Below are 21610 nucleotides of genomic sequence, written 5' to 3' on the forward strand. Positions count from 1 at the left end.
GTCTATTGAACCATTTCAATAAACCTGCTTACTGCATTAGATATTGGCATATTGCGCATAATCATAATTCCAACGTGTGATGGTGGTATCGTTACATCTAATTGAATTTCGAAGAGCGTTCCATCTTCTAATTCCTTCGATACGAATTCTCTGGTTACGTAGGAAATACCAAGTCCTTTGCGAGCTAACTCGATCAGAAGATCTACACTACCAACTTCAATTTCAGGTTTGAGTTGATGACCATAACTTTGAAATAATTCGGTGATGGCCATGCGAGCTCGGCTATTGCGTGAGAATAGAATGATTGGGTATTGGAGCAGCATATCTAGTGTGAGAACGACATCTTGGAGCTCTGAATAAAGGGATCCGGCTACAAAACAATCCTGAAGCTGAAAACTTTCTTTTACTTCTAGTTGAGAGTCGCTAATCGGCATTCGAACAACGCCTAAATCAATTTCACCTTCTTTTAAAAGGCTAATGATTTCCGGAGTTGTTCCATGGTTAAGATGAAGTTTGATACCTGGATATTGCTTATGAAAGTTCTCCAAGTATTTAAGTATGTAATGTTTAAACAGAGAATCACTGCCGCCAATTCGTAATTCACCATTATCTAGATTTTTAAGTGCGAGCATTTGTTTCTCAGCCAGCGATATTAAGATTTGTGACTTCTCAATGTAGGAATATAAGACTTCGCCTTCTTGCGTGAGTGTGACACCTTTGGAAGTTCTGAAAAACAATGTCATACCAAAGCTGTCTTCCAGTTGTTTGATAGCGTGGCTGACGCTAGGTTGGGTAAGGTATAAGACTTTTGCAGCCTGTGTCAAACTGCCAGTCTTCGCGGCCCAGTAAAATACTTTGTAGAGTTCATAGTTATTGTTCATAAATTATCAGCGTAGCTCCTAGATTCGTTTAATGGGCATACAGAACATTATAGATGAGCTATGACGTAGAAACCAGTAAAGGAGAGATTAAATTGGAACCAGCAACTTTTGTTTTATTTGGAGCTACAGGTGATTTAGCCAAAAGAAAGATCTATCCAGCTTTATATCAGTTATTTATCGAAGATAAATTACCTTCTTCTTTCTCCTTGATTGGACTTGGCAGAAGAGAATTATCTGATGAAACATTTCAATCCAATGTTGAGCAATCGCTCCTTACTTTCTCCCGAAGTGGAGTGAAAGATGCTGAAGGAATGAAAAAGTTCTTGCGTGCATTCCGTTATCAAGTGTTAGAGGTTAACCGCAAAGAAGATTACAAGAAGCTATTGCAAATGGTTGAAGAACGGGAACAATCGCTAAATCTAGTGCCGAATCGAATGTTCTATTTATCGGTTGGCCCTGAATTTTTTGAAACGATCGCAGCCAACATTCATGAAAGTGGACTTGGTTCAGCGAATGGCTGGAAGCGTCTGGTGATCGAAAAACCATTTGGACATGACTTGCTGTCTGCAAGACAATTGAATCTGAAGTTGAACCAAGCATTCAATGAGACTGAAATTTATCGCATTGATCACTACTTAGGGAAACCTATGGTTCAACAAATGGGGCAGCTTTTGCACGCTTCACTTTCTGAACTAGATTTTAGCTCACGTAAGATAGCTAGTGTACAAATTTCCGCAATTGAAACATTAGGTGTCGAGGAAAGAGCTGGTTACTACGATCATGCAGGTGCTATCCGCGATATGTTCCAGAATCATATGCTTCAATTGTTAATGATGTTAACTATCGAATTCCCGAATCGCAGCAAGGTAGATGAGGTTGGGAAGATCAAAAGACAAATAATGAAGTCCTTAGTACCTATTAACAAAATGGATGTTCACAACCATATTGTTCGCGGTCAATATGGATCAGGCGTCATCAAAGGGGAGAAGGTTGTCGGCTATAGAGATGAATCGGGTATCGCCTCGGATTCTCAAAACGATACGTTCATTGCAGCCAGACTACAAATCAAAGACCCGTTCTGGAAAGATACACCCATCTACATTCGAACTGGGAAACGTCTGAACGAAAAAGCGACGAAAATTGTTATTGAGTTTACATCGGAAGGCTCCTCAAAGGATCTTTTGATCATAGAGATTGGGCCCAACGAGGCCATTAGCATTCAAAGAAGTGAGGCAGGTAAGGAGCTTTCAAATGAAGATATAGCTGCTAGAAGCCAACTTAATACACTGGAAGAAGGTGCTAAAGATGCTTATGAAATCCTAATCCATGATGCATTAGTAGGAGACAAAACCTACTTTGCCCATTGGGATGAAGTGGAATTGTCGTGGGAGTGGGTACAGCCTCTATTAGATGCTTACCAAGAAAATCTGCTGCCGCTGCACATTTATCCATCAGGAACATATGGACCTGATGAATCCGATAAATTGCTAGCGAGAGATGGCTTTCATTGGTGGTTCGATTCTAAAAACGAGTTAAATAACTATGGAACAAAAGGAGAATCTTATACTTATGAATACAACACTTGATCAATCATCCGTAAATACCATTCGTACATTATCCATTGATGCGATTAATAAAGCGAATTCTGGTCATCCAGGGCTGCCGATGGGAGCTGCCCCAATGGCTTATACTTTATGGACGAAACACCTGAAGCACAATCCATTCCATGCCCAGTGGTTTAATCGTGATCGATTCGTTTTGTCCGCGGGACACGGCTCTGCACTCTTATATAGCATGCTGCATCTGTCGGGTTATCAGGTGACATTGGATGATCTTAAACAATTTCGTAAGCTTGAAAGTAAAACACCAGGTCATCCGGAATTTGGGCATACAGATGGCGTTGATGCAACGACGGGTCCATTAGGGCAAGGAATTGCAATGGCCGTAGGTATGGCGATGGCTGAAGCTCATTTGGCTTCCAAATTTAACAAAGAAGCATTCCCGGTCGTTGATCATTATACGTATGCACTTGTTGGAGACGGCTGCTTGATGGAAGGTATCTCCTATGAGGCGATGTCCATGGCTGGTCATATGAAGCTGGATAAGTTGATTGTTTTGTATGATTCCAACGATATTTCCTTAGACGGAGAGCTGAATGTTTCTTATTCGGATAACGCACAGTTAAGAGCAGAGTCAGCAAATTGGCAATACTTGAGGGTTGAAGATGGTAACGACCTCGCTGAAATTTCGCAGGCAATCGAGCAAGCCAAACAGGATTCTTCGCGGCCTACCTTGATCGAAATCAGAACCATTATTGGGTACGGAAGTCCCAAGGTTGCTGGAACTAACAAAGCACATGGCGCTCCACTCGGGGCCGAAGAAGCCAAAGCGACGAAGGAAGTCTATGGCTGGACGCATGATGAATTTACCGTTCCTACGGATGTACAAACTCACTTTGATAAGTTGAAGCATCTAGGGCAAGCGCAAGAAGCCGAGTGGAACCAACTATTCGCTTCCTACAAATCATCATTCCCTGAGCTTGGCCAAGAACTCGAAAATGCGATTAATGGCAAGGTTCTTATCGAAGCTTCAGATATTCTTACATTCGATGAGTCGAAAACTATTTCCACGCGTGTGGCGAGTGGGAATGCAATCAATCATTTCATGAAACAGGTACCGGCCATCTTCGGAGGAAGCGCCGACTTATCCCATTCTACAATGACGGATATTAGTGGTGAAAAAATCTTCGGATCGGGCTCCTATGAAGGACGAAATATTTATTTCGGGGTGCGCGAACATGCGATGGGAGCAGCCGGTAATGGTATGGCCTTGCACGGAGGCGTCATTCCATTTGTAAGTACGTTCTTCGTCTTTAGCGATTATCTGCGACCATCCATTCGATTGGCTGCCTTGCAGAAACTGCCGATTATTTATGTCTTCACGCATGATTCCATCGCGGTTGGTGAGGATGGCCCGACGCATGAGCCAGTTGAACATTTAGCTGCGCTAAGAACAATTCCAGGCCTTACTGTCATTCGTCCGAGTGACGCCAATGAGACCGCTAGCGCATGGGCTTATGCACTGGAGAACAAGAATGGACCAGTCGCACTTGTCCTTAGTAGACAAAATCTTCCAGTTTACAGTGCAACCAAAGCAAATGTAGAGGATTTGAAGAAAGGCGCTTATATTTTATCCGAAACCAACGCTCAACCTGATCTCATCCTCATTGGAACGGGTTCGGAAGTTTCATTGGCCGTAAATGCGAAGCAGGAGTTAGAGAAGGACAATATCTCCGTCAGAGTCGTAGCTATGCCAAGTATGGAGTTGTTTGAACGCCAGTCCGCTACTTATAAAGAAACCGTTCTTCCTTCTTCCATTACTAACAGACTTTCTATCGAGGCAGGAATTTCGATGGGATGGGAACGCTATGTAGGTCCGCGTGGACAAATACTTGCGATCAATACGTTTGGTGCATCCGGGGCGGGACCTGACGTTATGGCACATTTCGGTTATTCCGTTGAGAATGTCACTCGCTTATCCAAGGGTTTACTCGGTAATTCGTAAATCATATAATTGACAGCATAACCCATTCAATTAAATTTATGGAGGTAATGACAATGAAACTATTTATCGACAGTGCAAATGTAACGGATATCCAAAAAGCTTATAAAGTGGGCGTTCTTTCCGGTGTGACAACGAATCCTTCCCTAGTCGCTAAAGAAGGTGTGAAATTTGAGGATCGTATTGAAGAGATTCTCAAATTAGTCCCTACGGTTGAATCCGTTTCTGCCGAAGTTACACCAGATGCGATTACGGCTGAGGACATGATTGCACAAGCAGAAGAACTTATCAAGATTAACAATTATGATAAGAACATAACGATAAAATTGCCTATGACATTAGATGGATTAGAGGCTTGCCGTTACCTAGCTAACAAGGGGGTCAAAACAAACGTAACATTGATCTTTACCGTCAATCAAGCTTTACTAGCTGCGCGGGCAGGAGCTACGTATGTGTCCCCGTTCTTAGGTAGACTCGATGATATCTCCGAAGATGGCGTACAATTAGTCGTGAAAATTGCTGAGTTATTCCGCGTCCACAACTTAGATGCGCAAATCATCGCGGCTTCCGTACGTCATCCCGATCATGTCACTCGCGTAGCCATGGCTGGCGCACATATCGCAACTGTACCATTCAGCGTTATCGAACAAATTTCCAAACATCCGTTAACAGATCAAGGTCTTGAGAAATTTGCTGCTGATTGGAAAAAAGCTGTTAAAGGCTGAGCTAACCCAACTAGAGACTAACAGGAGGCAATGACAATGAACAAACAACAAATTGGCGTCGTAGGTTTGGCCGTTATGGGCAAAAATCTAGCCTTGAACATTGAAAGTAAAGGCTTCTCCGTCGCTTTATATAATCGTTCACCTGAGAAAACGCAAGAACTCGTGTCAGAAGCGCAAGGAAAGAATTTCGTTGGTACGTATAGTGTGGAAGAATTTGTTCAATCACTAGAGGCGCCGCGCAAGATATTAATCATGGTAAAAGCGGGCAAACCAACAGACGATACGATTGACCAGCTAGTGCCTTACCTCAGTCAAGGAGATATTCTCATTGATGGTGGCAATGCCTATTTCCCAGATACACAACGTAGAAATAAAGAGCTGCAAGCCAAAGGATTCCGCTTTATCGGCGCTGGTGTTTCAGGCGGTGAGGAGGGAGCCCTTCATGGCCCCTCGATTATGCCTGGTGGTCAAAAAGATGCGTATGACTTGGTAGAACCCATCCTGACGGCCATATCGGCCAAAGTAAATGGCGATGCTTGTTCAACCTATATCGGTGAAGATGGCGCAGGCCATTATGTCAAAATGGTACACAACGGCATCGAATATGGGGATATGCAGCTGATTGGTGAAGCTTATCACTTGCTTAAGGATGTTCTTCACTTATCTACGAACGAACTGCATGAGATTTTCACTGAATGGAATAATGGCGAGTTGGATAGTTATCTAATTGAAATTACAGCCGATATTTTCTCCAAAACGGATCCGGATACGGGCAAACCGATGGTCGATGTTATTCTCGATTCGGCAGGGCAAAAGGGTACTGGAAAATGGACGAGTCAAAGTGCATTGGATCTAGGCGTTCCATTACCAATTATCACGGAATCTGTATTCGCGCGATTTATTTCAGCTATGAAAGAAGAACGCGTAGCTGCAAGTCAACGCCTGAGCGGGCCAGCGGTATCTAATTATGACGGAGACTCCAAAGAGTTCATCGAAGCGGTTCGTAAAGCTTTGTACGCTAGCAAAATTGCTTCTTATGCACAAGGTTTTGCACAAATGAGAGCGGCATCCGATGAATACAAGTGGGATTTGAATTATGGCAGTATTGCAATGATTTTCCGTGGTGGATGTATTATTCGCGCAAGATTCTTACAAAATATTAAAGATGCCTATGACAGAGACCCAGCACTTAAAAACCTGTTATTAGACGAATATTTCGGTGGGATTGTTAAAAATTATCAAGATGCTTGGAGAAAAGTAATTTCACTTGCAGTTACTAGAGGGATTCCGGTTCCTGCGTTTGCTTCTGCGTTAGCTTATTACGATAGCTATCGGACAGAGCGATTGCCTGCTAATTTACTTCAAGCGCAAAGAGATTACTTTGGCGCACATACATTCGAGCGTGTTGATAAAAAGGGTAGCTTTCACTTTCAATGGATGGACTCAAATAACTAACATTTGAAATGGCAAAAAAGAGATGGATCACTTATGATCCGTCTCTTTTTTTTAGGAAAAGTTTATAAATCGTTGATTGTATGGCTGTTCATTTTATCTATATTTTACTAAGATTTTTGTGTAAGCGCTTTATTAATTGGAAGTAATCGAAAGGGTGATAGAGATGATAATTAAGCATGAAATTCAAAGTGCAAAGAAAGTTCTTACGGCTTCGCTAGCTTTACTATTCATTGTGTTAATCTTAGGTTTTGCGCAGTCGGCAAAGGCAGCGTCAGTCATGACGAATACAGACCAAAGCGTGTGGAACGATACGGCAGGTAATCCGATTTGGGCGCAAGGCGGTTGGATGATCAAGGAAGACGATACATTTCTATGGTATGGCATGGACTATTCCGAATCTGGGGTTAAAAATGTAAACTTGCTCAAATCAACGGACATGGTGAATTGGACGAAACAAGCAAGCACTGTTCCCAGCGGTAAGGGGATCGTTGATTTCAGTACTATCAATCCCAAACTGGATGAGCAGGAAGGGACTTATGCACCTGGGAAAACAAAACGATATGATACCGGTCAATGGATTGGTAGACCTGTGGTTGCCTATAATAGTGCGAACTCTCAGTATGTCATGATTACGGAGTGGAATAGTTTCGATAATAATATTCCTGTATTTGGACGGAATAAATTAGCGTTTTTCACGAGTTCTTCAGCGGAAGGTCCATTTACCTTTCAACGATACATTGCGAGACCAAGTGGATATAGCATGGGCGATTTAGGTTCTATATTCACTGACGATGATGGCAGTACGTACATTACGTTTACGGTGGATGTTGGTTCGAATTGGAATGGCGGCTTCCAACTTAGTAAATTGACAAGCAATTATCTAGACATTGCGGAAAGCACGAAATTTTTTGGATGGACGGAAGGGAATAAGGAGGCAACAACATTAATTAAGCGTGGCTCCCAGTATTATCTGTTTGCCTCGATGACGAACGGTTTCAAATCAACACCTTCCTACTATTACACAACAAGCAGTCTGTCAGGAGCTTGGACGTACAAATGGGATTTACTGACTTCACCAAGTTCAAGCAATTCATTTGATACGCAAATTGACCAAATTCTACCTATCCAAGGAACAGAAGGTTTGATGTATGTCTATCTAGGCGATCGCTGGAGTAATAGTAATTTTAACGGCAGTACAGGAATTGGCAGGAATGGCTGGTATCCGCTTACCTTTAACAGTTCGGGAGTTCCAACAGTTAACGGTTATAAAAATTGGGAGATTGATGCAGCTGCAGGTACATGGACTCCTGTTGTACCGACAGAACCAGTCATGCAGACATTACTATCGGATAATTTTGAAGATGGCAATGCGCTGGGTTGGACAGCACTTAATGGCAGTTGGTCGGTCGTCACAGATGCAACGTATGCTTACGAACAATCCACGAACATTGCTGCTGAGGCAGTGACAACGGCTGGCGACGGATACTGGACGAACTACGACATTCAGGCGGATATTAGCCCGAAATCGGCAACAGCCGGAGCAGCGACAGGCATCATTGGCAGATATGTAGACAATAACAACTACTACTTATTGAGGCTTAGTACGAATCAAGTTCAATTGCTCAAAAAGGTGAATGGGACATTTACAACGCTTGCCTACAAATCCTATACAGTTAATCCTAATAGCGTATACAATCTTAAGCTTTCGATGAGAGGCAGTACGCTTGTTGGATCGGTGAATGGGGTGAACGAGTTAACCGTCAATGACACCTCACATACGGCAGGCAAAATCGGCTTGCGTACTTATAATCAAGTAGCTACGTTTGATAATGTCCTAGTAAAAGGCGTTCAAGTTGAAGTCATCGTGGACAATAATGATTCGGCGCCTGCTTTCACAACAACGGGTGCATGGACATCCAGCACATTTGACTCTGGTTACTATAACTCAAGTTATTTTCATGATGGAGCTGCTGCTGCAAACGCGGATAAATCCGCCGTATGGAAACCGACGATTACGGAAGCAGGAAATTATAAAGTATTTATGCGCTGGCCCGCTGCAGCGAACCGCCCGACATCCGCTCCATTGGAAATTACCTACGGCGGCTTATTGGATACAACGAAAACCGTAAATCAAACTTTGAATGGGAATACATGGGTTGATCTAGGTACGTATACATTAACCGCATCCTCTACGAACAATACAGTTAAGATTATAGCTTCTGCGCCGGGATATACAATTGCTGATGCGGTTAGGTTTCTCAAGCAATAAGAATGAAGTAACTGTATTCTCATAAAAAAGCCATTCCCAGATAATAAGGAATGGTTTTTTCATGTGATTTATAGAGGATTAGTGAATGGATTTTCATTTTCACCGTTTTCATCAGTAGGTAATGGAGTTTGAATGTCCTCGCTACTTTTTTCATTAGCTTGATTCAAAGTAATCATTACCTTTTGAGAGGTATCCATGATTTTGCCATCTAACTCAGCAGCTTTACTTTTTAGCCGAGCGGAGCGTACAGGGTCACTTGACCAACTTAATGCTTCAGTTTCAAGTGTTAATTGCGCTTTTTTCACACGTTCGGCTTGGTTCATTTCGGTATGTGTAGATAGTAATGCGTTCATCGTTTCCGATGAAAGTTGATTCGTCGTAGATGAATCTGTATCGCTACGAGTATCTTTTTTATCAATCACACCATCGTTTTCTTTATCGTTCACATCACTTAAACCTGTCGCTTTGTTAAGTTTCTCATGTTGCAATTGTTGGATTTGTTTATTTAAATCTTCCATTTGCTTATCCATTTGTTCAAGCTCTATTTTCATATCTTCCGGACTAGCACCTCTTTCTAAAGCGCTGGAAATATAGTCATTGCGTCGATCTAACATATTTTCTTTTTGTTCCATTAATCGTTCAAGTTGTGGTGTCTTCAAACCATGATTCATATACAAGTTATGCGCTTGTGGACTTATCGTGAGTGTGTCCTTGTTATCATCTCGTTTGTGCTTATCTAATGTTTGAGGAGGATGACTTGGATGAATGTTAATAGGAACCTCTAACCTTCCAGGCGTGCGTTCGTTATTTAGATGTATGGAAATGTTCATAACTAATCTCCTTTTGATCTTGCATGTTGATGCGATATTGCACATATGTGTATAATATAAAGTGAAATTTTGCCATCTACAATTATCAAAAAAGCGATTTCTGTGCCTAATGGCACATTTGGTAACTTAATGTGCAATACGATGATAGAAGACTGGTGATGATAACATGCCCGTGATCGATAGAAGAATAGTCAAATCTCGAGAATCAATCAAAAGTGCTTTTATAGAACTGATGTCTCAGAAACATTTTAATGAAATTACGATCCAAGATATTTCCAATCGAGCAAATGTCGGTCGAAGAACGATTTATCACCACTATTTAGATAAGTTCGATCTACTAGATAAACTGATTGAAGAACATATCAACGAATTGAGGACAATCTGCGAATCAACTTCAGACTTAGATTTCGTATCAACAAATGTGATGATCTTTGAACATTTTGATCGGAATCAGACATTTTTTTCAACGATGCTCGCAAGCAATGGCGTCACGACATTTCGTAGTCGTCTTCTGGCGTTTCTTATTGAACAGTTACAACATGAAGTAGATATTACCCAAGGAATTAATAAAGGGTTAAACAAAGGGATTATTCTCACATTCTTGGGGACTGCTATTGCCGGAATCATCGAATCGTATATGAGGAATGAAATGACAGAATCGCCTAAAGTTGTGGCAGAGCACGTCGGGATGTTATTAGAGCGAAATCTATTCATGACATACTAAATAACATTCTTTATGGGAAGGAGGGAGTACTTGGAAGGGAATGTATTGTATTGCCTTTACTTATTGCTATTCATCCTTTTGTTCTACATAGGCTTTATCTTACCTACACAATGGCTAAAAATCGAGCGGATCGCATACGCGCTTCAGCTTAAGTTGAGAATCCTCCAAATTAGCGATTTGCATGTTGAGCGGTTACGTATTAGTCCAGCTAGAATAGCTGCCATTATCGATAAAGAAAAACCCGATTATATTTGTATAACTGGCGATTTTACCAAGCACCGCAAAAGCCTTCCTAAACTAGAAGCGTACTTAAGAGCGCTGTCCATTTGTCATGTACCTATCTACTGCGTGCTGGGTAACCATGATTATCAGCAGAAAAATGTAACGGAACTTATCCAACTTTTAAGCAAATATGGGCTTCATTTGTTAAGAAATGAGTCGCTGCACTTGGAGAAGTTTGATTTAATAGGTATTGATGATTTCGATTCACGTAAGAGTGACATTGGTGCTGCGTTTCAGACCGTTGATCCCAGTAAACCGAAAATCATTATTACTCACGATCCTAACGTAGTGCTGCACATAGATAAAGCATATGACTATTTAATGGCTGGTCATCTTCACGGCAAACAATTCAATATTCCTTATTTCTTTAAAATAAAAGACGCAGGTAAGTTACCTAGAATGGGTATTTATAAGGGATTGCATAAACAATCGAATGGGGCTTACTACATATCCAAGGGTATCGGCCAAACAGGAATCAATGCTAGATTTTTGGTCAGAAGCGAAATAACCATTCATGAGTTATGAAATGAAAAAATCAAGATAGCAGCCAAATCCTCAAAGTATTCCACCAACTAGATGATGCATTGACGATCTGATGCAGCGCGACTCTTGCGCTGCTTTTTTGGCATTTAACTAAAAAAGTAAATGCCTACCAAAACTGTTTCCAGCTTTTTGCAGTCTAATAAGTATGAAAACGGCAAGGAGGGGTTTTGGCTGGATACGAAAGAATGGGTAGCAGCAGCAAAAGCAGGAAAAGAAGAGGCCTTCCTTGCGTTACTGGAAACGCGAAAGGAGCGGCTGTTTCGGATTGCGATCGGTTACTTGCATAATGAAACGGATGCATTAGATGCCGTTCAAGAGACGGTATGCCGAGCTTTCCAAAACCTGAAAAAGCTGAAGCAGCCCGAGTATTTCGATACTTGGCTTGTACGCATTTTACTAAATGCCTGTGCGGATGAATATCGAAGGAAACGAAAGATGGCTTATACAGGAAAAGAATCGAAAGGCACAGGTTTTGAAGATACGAGCGACACGAGGGTCAGCCTTCGTCAAGCAGTGGATCAGTTGCCGCCTGAGCAGAAAGAAATCATTATTTTAAAATACTATCAACAGTTTACATTGAGCGAGGTCGCAGCATTGCTCGAATGTCCGGAAGGTACGGTCAAAACAAGACTGCATAAAGCGCTTGTCAAGCTGCGGAAAACACTTGGCGAGGAGGTAACTTGCTTTGCTTAAACCTGAGAATGGATTGGAAGAGCTTTTACAGGAAGAAGGGGCGAAACTACAGACAATTGCGATACCATCGCAACTGGATGAAGTGATTCGACAAGGCATGGTCGTGTCTAAAAGACGAAACCGTCAACGTGCTGGTCGACGTTATGCTACTGCAGCAAGCATGCTTATCGCGGGAATGTTTTTACTTGGCATGGTACGCGTATCTCCTGCATTTGCTTCATTGGTTGCGGGATTACCCGGCCTATCGGGTATAGTCACTTTGGTGGCTGGCGACAAAGGGCTCCAAGGAGCTGTCAGGAGCGAATTCGTACAGCCGGTGGATGCTAGCGACAGCCATGACGGCGTCACGTTTACAGTTCAAGGGATAATCGCCGACGATACGCGGTTAAATGTATTCTTCACAATGAATATGCCATCTGCAGTAGACACGATACCTTACGATCATCTCCGGGTATATGATGCAGATACAGGAGAAGATCTTCCAGTTGGAATCGGTTTTGGTTATGCAGCGACAGGTGCACATGGGAAGCCTAGACAGGAATTTCTAGATAGGATGGATATAACGCTATCCGCTGGTCAAAAGATGCCAGATCGTGTTGGGGTTAGTTTTATGCTGATGCCTTTCGAAAATCAAACATGGAACGCAGTCATTCCCATTGATAAAGCACGTTTTAAAGGGTTGAAAGAAACGATTCCGCTTGGGCAAACTGTTACTGTCGATGGTCAACGTGTACTGTTTAAGGAAGCCACGATTAATCCCACAAGCATTCAAGTAGAAGTTGCATTTGACGCAAGTAATTCGATGAAGCTATTTGGAATAAATGACTTACGAATTGTAACGGATACAGGGGAGGAACTACGTAATCAAGGCTGGTTTGGGAAACAAGACGGGGGACAAACACTACAGTTTGAGAGTGCCTTTTTTTCCAAGCCGAAGCATCTTGTTTTAAAAGGCAGCCGCATCATGGCGCTAGATAAATCGAAACTGGAAATGCAGCTCGATTTGGATGAGCAAAGAATCGTGCAAGCGCCAGACGACAAGGTTCGAATTGTAACGATAGATAAAGTTAATGATGATCATTATAGCCTCGTATTAGGTGTCCAAAGTGATCTGGATCGAGATCATTACGGGTTTACCATACTCAATGGAGAAGTACATGATGCGAAGGGGACAGAGTTTCAATGGGGCAGCTATCGTACGACCTCAACCTCAACGAACGAAGGCGGGATGGAGAGTATGATTAGCTCTCAATTAATCTTGGATAAACCTTATACAAATCCATTCACATTTGAAATCACGAATTATCCATCTTGGATCGAGCAACCTTTTGAAATCAAGTTGAAGTAAACGGATCCCCGCATATCGGGGATTTCATTAAACCTAAAGGGGATTTTCAATGAAGGATTTGAACCATAAAAGCCTGTTTATTATGCTAGTTAGCCTGTCTATATTGAACGTAGTTGTTTATATCATTTGTAGGAATAAAACCTATTATGATTTTTTGATCTGGAATTTATTTTTGGCTTGGATTCCTTTTGTTCTGTCTACTTTGATTTATCTGATATACAAGCGAAGTAAAGTGAAGACAATTTTTCTGGTATTCATTGGTATGCTTTGGTTACTTTTCTTTCCGAATTCCCCGTACGTTATAACGGATCTCATTCATTTAAATTTAAAGAGTGATTTATATGTAAAAACCACGGATATTCGTTTTGCTTATTGGGTTGATTTTTTAGTAATCAGTCTATTTTCTTGGACTAGTTTGTTACTTGGAGCCATATCCATGTATCAACTTCAATACATCCTAATGAATGTATACAACAAAATGATAGCGTGGTGTTTTGTCATTGGAACATCAGTTGCAGGTGGGTATGGCATTTTGTTAGGTAGAGAGTATCGCTTAAATAGTTGGGAGGCTATAACGGATTGGAGCAAAGTAACTGACATTATAAAAGTAAGTTTAACTAGTCATTCGATTTTCTTTTGTTTGTTATTCGGCTTATTTATTGGTACCGTGTATGTATCGATTTATGTATTAATAAACCATGTGAGTAAATTAAGTCAGAACTAAGTAGGAGAAGTAATAGCCGCGTCATCCGCGGCTTGAATGTTTGTACATATCCGTTTGTTTTAGAAAAGTTTTTCCTTGAAAGGCAGCTCCAGCAACGTCTGAAAAGAGTTCCTATTCACCTCATATTGCTCCGTAATGTAACCCTGATTTACTTCGATCTTCGCAACTCTATCTAGAATGGCATCCATTAACTGGTCGTGATGTGTAGGTAGTATATACTCTGGAAGATTAATGGAGTAACCGAAATCCAGTGATTTAAAGCGGTAACCTAGGCAAATGAAGGGGACTCCAGCAGCTGCGGAAAGATAATTGCTGTGGAGTTTGAAATTGATCGTTAAGTCATAGGCTTGCATGATATCGATCAAATCCTCGTAATGATGCAATCGCTGATCCAGCTTCACATGCTCCGTATCACCAAGCTTACGGTAAAGACGCTCACATGCTTCTCGGTCAGGACCCCATACTGGAAAAATCGTAATATCGTAGCCTTGCCAAATCAAACGCCGAAGTGCCTCGACTAAATGCTTTTCCACTTTTTCCTCACTACCACCAAAAATGCGATTATACGCTGTTCCCCAGTTGACACCAATGACACGTTTCGAACCTTCACGTTTCTTACGAACAGGACTTGGCAGCAGAAATGCAGGATCGCCGCTGATCATGGTTTTCTCCATGGCTACACCAGAATGCTGGAGAAACTGCTGCGAGAGTGGACCGCGTACTCCGCAGAAGGCAGACTGGCGGACAACTTCAGCGAGCTTTGCGCTTGTCGGTTTATGCTCTCCGGTATAGGCCAGATGGAGGGAGGTTTGACCTGATTCATCTAAAGGCGTGTACTCTGGACGATCATGTCCACTTCCCCAGATGATCACTTGTTTATTTTTTTGAATAGCCTGGTGAACAACGTCGATATAGCCAGGAATTAATAGCGATCCACCACCCAAAACAATGGTATCGTAGGGGCCGTGATTTCGAATATCCACACCTGGAATCGAGGGGATAACATCATACGTTTTGGAGGATAGATATTTCCAACTTAATTCTCGAAACAATTGCCACATGAGTTCATCACCAATATTATTAAAGCCAATCCAACCCAAATATAAAATGCGTTTCATAATTGTCCCCTTTCTCGCGATAGCCGTGAAACTGATTGATAGATGTGGATCAGTTGATCCGTGTTACGCTCACTATGAAACAAGTGTTCGACCCACCGTCTGTTTGCTTGTCCTTGTGCCTTTAAGACTTCCAATCTCTGATAACCTCTTACAATTTGATCGGCAAACAGATATCGTGAATGTGGAGCATTCGATCCGTGATCACCGAAATAGAGCGACCAAGCATCCTCGTAATTGTCAGGTTCCACCCATCCAAAGAAACCATTGTTGCCGATGGCCAGCACCGGTTTCTCTGTAGCCAGTGCTTCGAGTGCAACCCGTCCAGTTCCGACCACGATATCGGCAGCGTTATAATAATCATGCATGTGGGTTTGCTGCCCGGCTAAATGAATGAACGTCCTGCCGCATTCCTTATGAATGAAATCAGCTAGTCGCTGAATCGCATCCCGCTTCGGACCGTCACCTACGACGACAAGCTCGAACTGCAGCCAGCCATACCGATGGAGATCCTTCATCGCACGCAGCAGGATGTCACAGGCCGTCGCTTTGCCCCAAGCTAAACGACTGGCATAAACGATGAGAATGGATGATTCGGAAATACCGAGTTCCGAGCGCACCTTGGTATGTTGAGATGACGGATAAAATTCCCCAAGGTCAATACCGTTTGGAATTACATACGACGGATAACCGATATGATCCACGTATTGTTGGACAGGTTTGCTTACACTGATTACGGCTTTCGATTGGGAGAGGAGAGATCCAAGACTGTCTTTGGGGTAATACGTCCCATGGGTTGTGAAAATTAAGGGAATACCTTCACTGTTCGCAGCTTCTGCAGCCAAAAGACCAGAGGGAGTTTGATGCGCATGAACGCAATCGAAATTGCCCATCTTCATGATATTTTGCAGCTTCTCAATCCATCCCAAGTTGTTGGTGGACCCGCCTTCAGGAGAATCCAAGAGATATACCGTACATCCAACTTGTTCAAACGAGGAACGAAGTTCACCATCGGACGATACCAGCGCGACTCTATGACCTCTTTGAATTAATGACTTTGTCAAGCTTAGTACATGTGTCTCCGTGCCAGCTGGGGCTAATTGATCAAGTACCATCAGCACAGACAATGGAAAAGTGGTCATGAGGAGTCTCCCCCTTTTCCGAAGTACGCTAGAGACCTTTGATTACTGTGTAAACGATAGTAATACAGCACTTCGCGAATATTCTCGATTCGAGCTCCGATATTGAGAAACTTAACAATAAATTCATAATCTTCAGCGCCATCGATCCGCCTTGTAAGTCCTCCAATCTGGTCGAAAATCGCTCCCCTGAACATGATCGTCCCATTGCACACGCAGTGGCCGCCATTCTGGTAAACTTTACGTATTTCCTCACCGTACTTCAGCCAGTTAGCCGGGATATATTGTCGATTAAGTTCGCTCTTAAAGGAAGCATAGTTACATCCAACCAAGGCAAGTTCAGGATGGTTTTGAAGGAAATTCACCTGCTTCTCGAAACGGGCTCCATGAGAGAAGTCATCGGAGTCCTGAACGGCGATGTACTCTCCTCGGGCTAAGAATAAACCCGTGGACAATGCACCGGCATAGCCAACATTTCTCGGTAAGCGAACAAGGATAAAACGATCGAGATTGACCTCATTTTCCGTCATCCACGAATGTACGACTTCGATCGATCGATCTGTGGAAGCATCATCTACAAATATGATTTCTATATTCAGATAGGTTTGATGTAGGAGGCTGTCGAGACATTCAATCAGATATAATTCTCGGTTAAAGTTGGTAATAACGACACTGACCATGCCGGGTTCACGCTTCATCATGATGATCCATTCCTCCTTTTCTGTCCAAAATAGTATGCATGGCTTCGATATGGTCGCCAATAATTTGTATCGCCGCTTGAGAATATCGTTCTCCCGCCAAATCATGTTTACCGTGTCGGTAACGGTTCAGTCTGTCTACCTCGACATGGTGTACCGGCAAGCTGTGCAACCCTCCCAGAAGTCCCAGCGCATATGCTTTGGGTGGACACTGCAGATTTGTCCAATGCATGACTTCCAGCGCTCGCCGGTTCATGGCAAACGGTACGTTGACAAGCGAAGCATTCTCGAGATCTTCTCTACCAAGCGCAACGTTCAGCGCATATTTCAGAGCTGTTACCGTCCCAGGAGGCATGCGCATACCTAAATGTTGATTCAACTGGTTGACTGCCAAATCACAGCAGGTTGCAGCAGCATCTACGAAAGGTGAAAGATCTTGCCACGGGATGATAAAATCACCGTCTAAGAATAGTAAAATTTCACTTTGCGCAGCATAGGCTCCAATTGCTCGGCCTACATCCGTACCAAGCGACTCCTGAAAGCTGAGGGTAACTGCTCCATGCGCCCGGGCAATCATCTCGGTCTGGTCGCTTGATCCATTGATGACCACGATAATTTCCTTTGGACCAAGCATCTGAGCTTCCAGGATGACTTGCCCAATCGTAGCTTCCTCGTTCTGTGCAGGGATAATGACAGATAACGACTTCGCATCATCGGTACTCCCTTTAAAAGAGAAGTCCGTGCCGGGGCACGGAGGAGGCAATAATAGGCTACCTTGGTTAAGCTTCTCGACCATATCCCTTCTTCGAGCTCCGTCATTCCAACCTCCTCTAGGAGGAGGTAAGAGAGAGAGGTAAGCTTCAAGCCGTTCTTTTATCGCAAAAGAAGTCTTTACACCATGCTGCTCGAGAGAAGACAGCGGGGATGATAATCGCTCGTTTACACCTATACGCCATTGAGACTTGGTTAATATAAGGTGTGATTGAATAGGATTTCTTAGAATTTGAAGTCCGTTGTGAGCGCTCCACTCAGAAAAGGGCAGGGCAATGGGAAGATTGGCAAGTGAGGCACTGCCCAGCTCAGGTCTATCGGAGAACTCATTGATTAACCTGTCCCATAGGGGCAAAGGTGAGACACTTAAGAATGGGTCCAACCTGATCTTTCCTTGCGTTAAAATAACATCAGACTGCCCATTTTGAAGCGTTTCAAGCATCCACTTCAGTTCAAATGGATCGCTAAGGTCATCTGTAATCAAAACGAACTTTTCAGTTGGCTCACAAAAGTTAGACTCACCATACAAGGTCAAGCGATTGTTCTCTACATCCCCTAGATACATAGGAACGCTCAAAGAAGCTTTGCAACAGTTGGTTACGAATTGGGTAAGCGTATCGTGACTCCGGTATGAAACTATAATTAGGCCAACGGTCGTCTCCGATTTCTTTCGGTACTTATTAAATAACCCGAACATAATCAATCAGACGGGTGCGGATAAGTACTTCTTCTTCACCATCGTATCCGATTACGCCTGCTGTCCGAACGATCACGTAAGAACAGTTCACTTCTGCCAGAATGCCTTTAACGATATCTCCGTTTGAAAGAACCAGCTCTACATTGTTGTCGATAAACATGCGTAGTTTCATAACAAATCTCACAAAATCTCCTCCAAAACTATTAGAATTTTGCAAACTTTATAGAGTCCACATAAAACATAATATATTCACGAAACTAGCAGGGGGTAGCGGTAAGTAACTATATCCATATGTGGAGTTTTTATGAAGAAGCATCATGATCTAGGGAGAATGTCATGCAGAAGGGGGAGGGCTACCCAATAAACCTACCTTGAAAATATGAGTAGTTCATATTATCATCAAGTTATGTATTAGGGAGGTGGTATACCATGGCAAATCATGTTGCCGGGACTAGCTTAACTCATGCAAAGCCTACTTATTGGGGCGATTCTTTGCATGGGGGAAACATTTGAGATCATATCGCTCATGTCCAGTGCCTATCGTTTCTAATTAATGGGCTTTGCACCTTATTTCCATTTCAATTCATAATAAGGGGCTGAGTATGTCATGTACGGACAATTCATTAGAAACCATCAATATAATTTTATTAAGAAAGAAATTAACTATCTGCAGCGAACGTACCAAACCGTATCCGATCGCAAGGTCATAGAAGCTGTCCGAGATAGCACAGAATTCAAGATTAGTGAGCTTTTTGCGGATTCAGAAAACGGGATCCCAAGAGAGCTGTTTCAAAAGATTCTCTCGCTTCAGACGGCAGAGGACTTCGAGCAATTTCTCCTGTTATTGGAGTCATACAGGACTACGTTTCCGCAAGTTACAGAAAAACAGATCCAAAAGTTATTTCACAAAAATAAAAAACTGCCAATTCCTGATTTGACTATCGATAACAGGTATTTGACCTATCTGGGATGGACCAGCATTGCAACGGGAAAATTGTTCATGGTGTACCCTTTAGATGGGCAAATCGTCGGGATTGAAGGGAAGATGACCCCTACAAACAAAAAGGGCTATTGTTTTTTATGCAACAAGCAAGAAGAGATCGCGTTATTTACCGCGGTATCCAAATCGAGGCCGGCACATTCTTCACAGGACTATTACAAAGTGGTTGGGAATTACTTGTGCATGAATAGTGAGGAATGCAACAAGAACATGACAGATATCACTGCGCTCGAAAGATTCATACAAGAAGTTTTGAGATAACGAAGTGCGCTGCAGGTCAACGATTACAATTAGCATTAGCAGCGGCCGCTTGAAATGCTACTATACCAACCGGTGTGAACTTAGGTTCAGACCGGTTTTTTTGCCTTAATCAGGGGGCGTGCATTAGTCATGGCTGTACATACATTGGAATACGCTTAGTAATGATGATTCTACAATCAGGAGGCTGAGCGGATGGCCGTATCTTACATGGATTTCACTTCACCGAACGTGCAATACTTCTACGATCTGAAGAACAATCGTTGCCCGAAACCACCTCTGGTACAGCAAGACACTTACGAACCGCAAGTGCAGCAACACCCGTTAGTTTCCTATCCGGTGTACGGGTAGAGGAGACAGTCCTCCTCTTATCCTGGGATTGGTAATGGCTACACTAGGTGAGCATAGTCATGAGTCATGTGAATTTATGCTTAAAATACAGAACAAAAAGAACCGCATGATATCTTCGGTTCTTTTTGTTGTTGCTGAGAAATCTATTTATTACCTTTCAAGAACGATCGTTCAAAATAGTTATTGACCGAACGTTCTTGAAATGGTATTGTTACTTTGAAAAGAAATGAGAGGAAAGAGATATCAAAGTTAAAGATTGGAGTTAGAGAGATGAAAACTGCAAATACACCTATTTCTAAGCTATATTATGGTTGGATTATTGTACTTATTGTATTTATGACTTTAATTGTGTCTGCGGCCATCAGTTCCTTCCCCAGCGTTCTCATTCAGTCTCTAGAGCGAGAGTTTGGCTGGCAGCGAGAGGCCATTTCCGGTGTTATCTCAATACGAATCCTGTTATATGGCTTAATGGGGCCATTCTCGGCTGCGATGCTGGCCAAGTTCGGTGTTCGCCGTATGATGATTTCAGCGATTATTGTGATGTTGTTTAGTCTGGGGTTAACCCCATTTATTCATTCTGTGTGGCAGCTTGTGCTGCTCTGGGGAGTGTTAGGCGGACTAAGCACAGGAACGTTGGCGAATGTACTAGGGGTGACGGTCGCCAATCGCTGGTTCGTGAAGCATAAAGGCTTGGTTATTGGCTTATTGACAGCGAGCGCGGCAACTGGGCAATTACTCTTTTTGCCATTGCTAGCCAAAATAACAGAAGAACAAGGCTGGCGTAATGCCGTTTACGTTATCATGGGGGCACTTATCCTGATTCTACCGATTATCGCTATCTGGATGCGAAATCATCCATCGGATGTCGGCTCGCCTGCGCTTGGTGCACAAGAGATCGTGAAGCCTGCACCGTTCCAAGGCAATATTTTCTTAATGCCATTAAATACTTTGAAGCAGGTGTCCCGAAGTGGAACGTTTTGGTTGCTCGCAGGCACATTTTTCTTCTGTGGATTTTCCACCAACGGGCTCATCGGTACGCATCTCATCCCAGCATGTGGTGATTACAGTATTCCCGTCGTCACTGCAGCGAGCCTGCTAGCCCTTATGGGAATGTTCGATCTCGTCGGTACAACATTGTCAGGCTGGTTGTCAGACCGCTTTGACAGTCGAAAGTTGCTTTTTTGGTATTATGGCTTACGCGGACTATCTTTACTCTTTTTGCCTTATGCACTTGGAGGCGGCTATACGCAATTGACAGTTTTCGCCGTATTCTACGGGTTGGATTGGATCGCAACGGTGCCGCCTACGGCAAAATTAACGTCTTCAACGTTTGGTGCTGAGAAAGCCGGTATGGTGTTCGGTTGGATCCTCGTTGCACACCAACTAGGTGCATCCATTGCCGCTTATGGGGCAGGTTACCTGCGAGATGTACTCGGCAGTTATACGGTGCCTTTTGTGGCTGCAGGATTCGTCTGCTTGCTAGCAGCAGTGTTCGCATTGCGTATTCGTAAAAACAGACAACACGCGTTGGCTGCATGATACTAAA

20 protein-coding genes are annotated in these 21610 nt (G+C 42.9%); 13 read left to right on the forward strand and 7 right to left on the reverse strand.

Annotated features, from left to right (window positions below):
• Positions 1-2: 2 nt before the first annotated feature.
• A complete protein-coding gene (locus tag J2736_RS07075; RefSeq protein WP_310224761.1) occupies positions 3-881 on the reverse strand; it encodes a LysR family transcriptional regulator in 879 nt (292 codons plus the stop codon).
• Positions 882-973: 92 nt separating this feature from the next.
• Here J2736_RS07075 and zwf point away from each other — a divergent pair, with 92 nt between their 5' ends.
• From zwf to J2736_RS07100, 5 genes are all read left to right on the forward strand, one after another.
• On the forward strand, positions 974-2467 hold the full coding sequence (zwf, locus tag J2736_RS07080) for a glucose-6-phosphate dehydrogenase (RefSeq protein ID WP_310224763.1): 1494 nt from the start codon (positions 974-976) through the stop codon (positions 2465-2467).
• Positions 2451-4445 (forward strand): transketolase, encoded by a 1995-nt coding sequence (gene tkt, locus J2736_RS07085; RefSeq protein ID WP_310224765.1) that lies wholly within the window; start codon positions 2451-2453, stop codon positions 4443-4445. Before zwf ends, tkt begins: the two co-directional genes overlap by 17 nt.
• 53 nt (positions 4446-4498) lie before the next feature.
• Positions 4499-5167 carry a fructose-6-phosphate aldolase gene (fsa, locus tag J2736_RS07090; protein WP_310224767.1) on the forward strand — a complete coding sequence of 223 codons (669 nt, stop codon included), beginning with the start codon at positions 4499-4501 and terminating at the stop codon, positions 5165-5167.
• A 36-nt stretch (positions 5168-5203) separates the two neighbouring features.
• Complete coding sequence (gndA, locus tag J2736_RS07095; RefSeq protein WP_310224769.1) at positions 5204-6622, forward strand: NADP-dependent phosphogluconate dehydrogenase; 1419 nt, start codon at positions 5204-5206, stop codon at positions 6620-6622.
• Between the two features lie 163 nt (positions 6623-6785).
• Positions 6786-8891 carry a golvesin C-terminal-like domain-containing protein gene (locus tag J2736_RS07100; protein ID WP_310224771.1) on the forward strand — a complete coding sequence of 702 codons (2106 nt, stop codon included), beginning with the start codon at positions 6786-6788 and terminating at the stop codon, positions 8889-8891.
• A 68-nt stretch (positions 8892-8959) separates the two neighbouring features.
• On the opposite strand, the gene J2736_RS07105 is transcribed toward J2736_RS07100, so the two are convergent.
• Positions 8960-9721: a hypothetical protein gene (locus J2736_RS07105; RefSeq protein WP_310224772.1), complete on the reverse strand. Its 762-nt coding sequence runs from the start codon at positions 9719-9721 to the stop codon at positions 8960-8962.
• 166 nt (positions 9722-9887) lie between these two features.
• On the opposite strand from J2736_RS07105, the gene J2736_RS07110 reads away from it, so the two are divergent.
• The 5 genes from J2736_RS07110 to J2736_RS07130 all read left to right on the forward strand — a co-directional run bounded on the left by J2736_RS07110 (position 9888) and on the right by J2736_RS07130 (position 14035).
• Entirely contained in the window at positions 9888-10445 is a 558-nt protein-coding gene (locus tag J2736_RS07110; protein WP_310224774.1) for a TetR/AcrR family transcriptional regulator, read from the forward strand.
• 30 nt (positions 10446-10475) lie between these two features.
• On the forward strand, positions 10476-11252 hold the full coding sequence (locus J2736_RS07115; RefSeq protein ID WP_310224776.1) for a metallophosphoesterase: 777 nt from the start codon (positions 10476-10478) through the stop codon (positions 11250-11252).
• Positions 11253-11399: 147 nt separating this feature from the next.
• Positions 11400-11963, forward strand: coding sequence for a sigma-70 family RNA polymerase sigma factor (locus tag J2736_RS07120; RefSeq protein WP_310224777.1), 564 nt, complete (start codon positions 11400-11402; stop codon positions 11961-11963).
• Positions 11956-13311: a DUF4179 domain-containing protein gene (locus tag J2736_RS07125; RefSeq protein WP_310224779.1), complete on the forward strand. Its 1356-nt coding sequence runs from the start codon at positions 11956-11958 to the stop codon at positions 13309-13311. The genes J2736_RS07120 and J2736_RS07125 overlap by 8 nt, the downstream gene beginning before the upstream one ends.
• 82 nt (positions 13312-13393) lie before the next feature.
• Positions 13394-14035 (forward strand): DUF1361 domain-containing protein, encoded by a 642-nt coding sequence (locus tag J2736_RS07130; RefSeq protein ID WP_310225257.1) that lies wholly within the window; start codon positions 13394-13396, stop codon positions 14033-14035.
• Positions 14036-14094: 59 nt separating this feature from the next.
• On the opposite strand, the gene J2736_RS07135 is transcribed toward J2736_RS07130, so the two are convergent.
• The 5 genes from J2736_RS07135 to J2736_RS07155 are packed head-to-tail and all read right to left on the reverse strand — an operon-like array spanning position 14095 to position 18639.
• Positions 14095-15153, reverse strand: coding sequence for a polysaccharide pyruvyl transferase family protein (locus tag J2736_RS07135; RefSeq protein ID WP_310224781.1), 1059 nt, complete (start codon positions 15151-15153; stop codon positions 14095-14097).
• A complete protein-coding gene (locus J2736_RS07140) occupies positions 15150-16292 on the reverse strand; it encodes a glycosyltransferase family 4 protein (RefSeq protein WP_310224783.1) in 1143 nt (380 codons plus the stop codon). The genes J2736_RS07135 and J2736_RS07140 overlap by 4 nt, the downstream gene beginning before the upstream one ends.
• A complete protein-coding gene (locus J2736_RS07145) occupies positions 16289-16993 on the reverse strand; it encodes a glycosyltransferase family 2 protein (RefSeq protein ID WP_310225259.1) in 705 nt (234 codons plus the stop codon). The genes J2736_RS07140 and J2736_RS07145 overlap by 4 nt, the downstream gene beginning before the upstream one ends.
• Complete coding sequence (locus tag J2736_RS07150) at positions 16977-18455, reverse strand: glycosyltransferase family 2 protein (RefSeq protein ID WP_310224785.1); 1479 nt, start codon at positions 18453-18455, stop codon at positions 16977-16979. Before J2736_RS07150 ends, J2736_RS07145 begins: the two co-directional genes overlap by 17 nt.
• Positions 18439-18639 carry a hypothetical protein gene (locus J2736_RS07155; protein WP_310224787.1) on the reverse strand — a complete coding sequence of 67 codons (201 nt, stop codon included), beginning with the start codon at positions 18637-18639 and terminating at the stop codon, positions 18439-18441. Before J2736_RS07155 ends, J2736_RS07150 begins: the two co-directional genes overlap by 17 nt.
• A 423-nt stretch (positions 18640-19062) precedes the next feature.
• On the opposite strand from J2736_RS07155, the gene J2736_RS07160 reads away from it, so the two are divergent.
• The 3 genes from J2736_RS07160 to J2736_RS07170 all read left to right on the forward strand — a co-directional run bounded on the left by J2736_RS07160 (position 19063) and on the right by J2736_RS07170 (position 21603).
• Positions 19063-19716: a FusB/FusC family EF-G-binding protein gene (locus J2736_RS07160; protein WP_310224789.1), complete on the forward strand. Its 654-nt coding sequence runs from the start codon at positions 19063-19065 to the stop codon at positions 19714-19716.
• Positions 19717-19908: 192 nt separating this feature from the next.
• Positions 19909-20064 carry a hypothetical protein gene (locus tag J2736_RS07165; protein WP_310224792.1) on the forward strand — a complete coding sequence of 52 codons (156 nt, stop codon included), beginning with the start codon at positions 19909-19911 and terminating at the stop codon, positions 20062-20064.
• 270 nt (positions 20065-20334) lie between these two features.
• Positions 20335-21603, forward strand: coding sequence for an MFS transporter (locus J2736_RS07170; RefSeq protein ID WP_310224794.1), 1269 nt, complete (start codon positions 20335-20337; stop codon positions 21601-21603).
• Positions 21604-21610: the final 7 nt, after the last annotated feature.

The sequence above is a fragment of the Paenibacillus qinlingensis genome (assembly GCF_031455095.1).
GTDB lineage: Bacteria > Bacillota > Bacilli > Paenibacillales > NBRC-103111 > Paenibacillus_E > Paenibacillus_E qinlingensis_A.